At 53.9% G+C, this 3,580-nt stretch carries 3 protein-coding genes; all 3 read left to right on the top strand.

What is annotated here, in order from left to right; translation table 11 throughout:
* Positions 1–88: 88 nt before the first annotated feature.
* Positions 89–1,774, top strand: coding sequence for a hypothetical protein (locus QNK41_RS12250; protein ID WP_319257261.1), 1,686 nt, complete (start codon positions 89–91; stop codon positions 1,772–1,774).
* Between the two features lie 222 nt (positions 1,775–1,996).
* On the top strand, positions 1,997–2,491 hold the full coding sequence (locus tag QNK41_RS12245; protein WP_319257259.1) for a hypothetical protein: 495 nt from the start codon (positions 1,997–1,999) through the stop codon (positions 2,489–2,491).
* Between the two features lie 186 nt (positions 2,492–2,677).
* Positions 2,678–3,580: B12-binding domain-containing radical SAM protein (locus tag QNK41_RS12240; RefSeq protein ID WP_319257257.1), on the top strand; the 903-nt coding region annotated here is incomplete at its 3' end.

Below are 3,580 nucleotides of genomic sequence, written 5' to 3'. Positions count from 1 at the left end.
ATGCCTTCGGAAAAATGACTTTTTACGAGTGCATCAGTAGATAACGAGCCAGTTGACCGTTTGTGGATACGGTTTAAAGGTGAAGACCATGAATGACAACCGACCTGACGTCATGCGTCGACGACGGAAATCGATCGCAAGGGTCTGGATGTGGATCGATGAACATTTCATCGAACTGGCCCGTCAATTTAAACTGTCTTACCTGCCGCCGCTCATGGTATACATGGCCGCCGGAATTTCCGGTTTGACCGGTATCGTCGGGACCTTTTTCATTAAAGACAACCTGGGGCTTTCGGCAGAGTTTCTGGCCATGCTCGGGTTCTGGGCCGGTTTGCCCTGGGCGCTGAAGATGCCCTTGGGGCACCTGGTAGACCTGTTCTGGCGCTGGAAATTTGTCTTGGTCTTTCTCGGGGCAGCATTGATCAGTGCCAGTCTTGCCATCATGCTTGGGTTGGTCGGCTATAACGCATTCATGGTTCAAATCATGCGTGTGGAATCCTGGTTTGTTCTATCGGCCTTACTGGCTCCCGCAGGATACGTCATTCAGGATGTGGTGGCCGATGCCATGACCGTCGAAGCTGTACCGACGGTCATGGCCAACGGCACCCCCTACGATGAAAATACCGTCAAGCTGATGCACACTACCATGCAGACCCTTGGCCGGGTGGCGATCGTCGGCGGGGGGATCGCCGTTGCCATTGTTAATATCTTCATGTTCAAGGGTGTGGAAGCGATGCCGGAAGAACTGAAGCTTAACGTATATACCGGCATTTTCAAAATGGCCATGATCATTCCGGCGATATCGGTGCTGGGGGTGACCATGGCTGAATTGCTCAAACGGTTTCCGTTCAGGAAGTGTAAAAATAGGAGTATAAAATACCCTTCGGTGGAACCGACAGTTGGCCATCCCGGCCAAAAGGTTCGCCCCAACTGGTGGATTCTGGGCGGAAGTCTCGTATTCGTTTTTTTCACATTGGCGATGGGCCTGAGCCGGATGGCCTATAGCCAGGAAATCGTTTTCGCAGGCTCTCTGTGCATCGTCGTTTTTCTAATGCTCAGGTTATTGAAGGAGTTAAACCCGCAGGCCAGGCGAAACCTGGTGCAAACGGCCCTGGTTATTTTTATATTCCGAGCCATTCCCGGTCCGGGGGCCGGGGCCTCCTGGTGGCAGATCGATCAATTGGGATTCGACCAACGGTTTATGTCCATGTTGTCATTGATCAGCGGGGGTCTGGCTCTGATAGGTATGATTGTCTTTCGTCGATTTATGGCGGAAAAATCGATTGCCTATGTGGTGGGTTTCCTGACTGTTGTCGGGACCATACTGAATTTACCCATCATTGGCATGTACTATGGTCTGAACGAGTGGACGGCGAGCCTGACCAACGGGGTGGTCGATGCCCGTTTCATCGCGATGGTCGACACGGCATTGGAATCGCCGCTGGGGCAGGTGGCCATGATTCCCATGCTGGCCTGGATTGCCACCAGCGCACCCGCTAACCTGAAGGCTACATTCTTTGCGATAATGGCTTCCTTTACCAACCTGGCCCTGTCCCTGAGTAATTTGGGCACGAAATACCTGAACCAAATTTTCACAGTAACACGCGAAATTTTGGACCCGCCTACCGGTCGAATCATCTTGCCAGCTGACTATTCCGAGCTTGGTTTCCTGCTGATTTCGGTAGCCGGTCTCGGCCTGCTCCTGCCGACCTTCACGATTCTGTTGACCAACAACCGCCGACCTGATGCGCGTCTGGCAAAAAACACAAGCTAATTTCCCAGCGGCATCTCAACATTCATGGCGTTGAAGATCGCCGGGAGGATCCGGATCGGCCAAGGGGGTCACGGTAGAAACGCATTCCCCGGGGCCACTCAGCCTTTTACCTTATACGATGGCCAACCTGTGTACAAAGCCGGGACAGTTGTTGTTTTGCAACCATTCGTGCCTATATTTTGCGGGAGAACCGTTTCTCGAATCTTGACAAAGGAGGCTGTCATGTCACTTCTTGAACGTCATCAAATAATATTGCGCGTCCGCCTTGGCGGATATATTGCGCTGGCTGTGCTGGTTCTGATGGTTGCCGGATGTACGAAAAATTACGGCCACTTCACCAAAAGTGCCGAGGTCGATCTCGCCTTTCACCAGGGAGACCACCAACCCGACTACCAGTATTTTTATGCGGGCAGAGACGACATGCCCTATGCCATCATCGGTATTGACCGCAGCTACACGGTGCCATCGCGTTATTGGATTCCCTTTGAGCCGCAATCGGAAATGCTTAGGAATATGAGTGGAAACATGTATGGCAAGTATACCTATGATCCCACCGGATACCATATTCTGGACCCTGGCGGGACTATCATCGGCGTCTGGTTTTCCAGTGTCAACCAATACAACGTGAGCGTCGATCAACAAAACCGAACGGTTGAGTTGCTGTTCGGAAATCCGGAAAACAACCGCAGCATGTCGGTCGGATATATTGCCAATTAAACCGGATTGCTTCACCAGACAACTCAGGTGTCACTGTCACCCCGCCCGTGGCAGGGCAGGGAAGGCAGCCTGGATCGATGGCCGACGGATGGCGATTTGATCAACACCGAACCAAAATGGCAAGGGAACAGGTATCCGAATGCAAGCCGTCAACCCCAAACATTCCAACGATGGTGACAATCCCGAATGAAATCGATCTATTTCCTCAGTTTCAACATGATTTCATTTGTCCCCTACGCTTTCGGTTTTTTAAAAAGCTACGCCCGACAGGATCCCCTGATTGCTTCCGCCTACCGCTGGCATCCGCCTATGACTACGCCGCAGCCGGTGGATGCCGTGGTGGCGGGCATCAAAGACCCCGACCTGTTGTGCCTCTCCTGCTATGTCTGGAACCACAACCAGCAGATGGCCATCGCCCGTCGGGTGAAAGCGAATTATCCACACTGCCTGGTGGTCTGCGGCGGGCCGCATGTCCCCGACCGGCCCGGTGACTTTTTTTCGCGATTCCCCCATGCAGACGTCCTGGTACACGGGGAAGGGGAGATTCCCTTTGCCCGTCTGTTGAAGGAACTGCTTGAGCAGCATCCCGATTTCGGGCGCCTGGAGGGAATATCGTTCAACCGCTCCGGCAGCACGGTCTCCACGCCTATGGGGACGCGGCTGGGCAAAGACCTGCCGGTGCCCAGTCCGTACCTTAACGGCAGTCTGGATGCGTTTCTGGGTGAGCAACACGGCAACCGGATCGCGCTGTGGGAGACCAACCGGGGATGCCCGTTTGCCTGCTGTTTCTGCGACTGGGGCGTGCGCACCAAAAACAAGGTCCGTCTGCACGCACTGGACCGGGTCGCCAAAGAAATCAACACCATGGCCGATAAGGGCGTCGCCGACATATACATCACCGACTCTAACTTTGGCCTGTTCAAGAGGGATCTGGAGATCGCCCGGCTGTTGGTCGCTGCACGCCATCGAACCGGATTTCCCAAACGCGTCCGGATCCAGTTCGCCAAGACCTCCAATGAAACGGTGTTTGCCATCAGCCGGCTGTTGTTCGAAAACGACATGCTCTGGGGAACGACCCTGTCGATGCAA

It is taken from the genome of Desulfosarcina sp. (genome assembly GCF_033791525.1).
Classification (GTDB): domain Bacteria; phylum Desulfobacterota; class Desulfobacteria; order Desulfobacterales; family Desulfosarcinaceae; genus Desulfosarcina.
Note: the sequence above shows the minus strand (reverse complement) of the source record. Positions and strands in the feature narration are given on the sequence as shown.

Coding starts and splice junctions, on each gene's coding strand:
- QNK41_RS12245 (WP_319257259.1), top strand. CDS start 1,997: ATGTCACTTCTTGAACGTCATCAAATAATATTGCGCGTCCGCCTTGGC.
- QNK41_RS12250 (WP_319257261.1), top strand. CDS start 89: ATGAATGACAACCGACCTGACGTCATGCGTCGACGACGGAAATCGATC.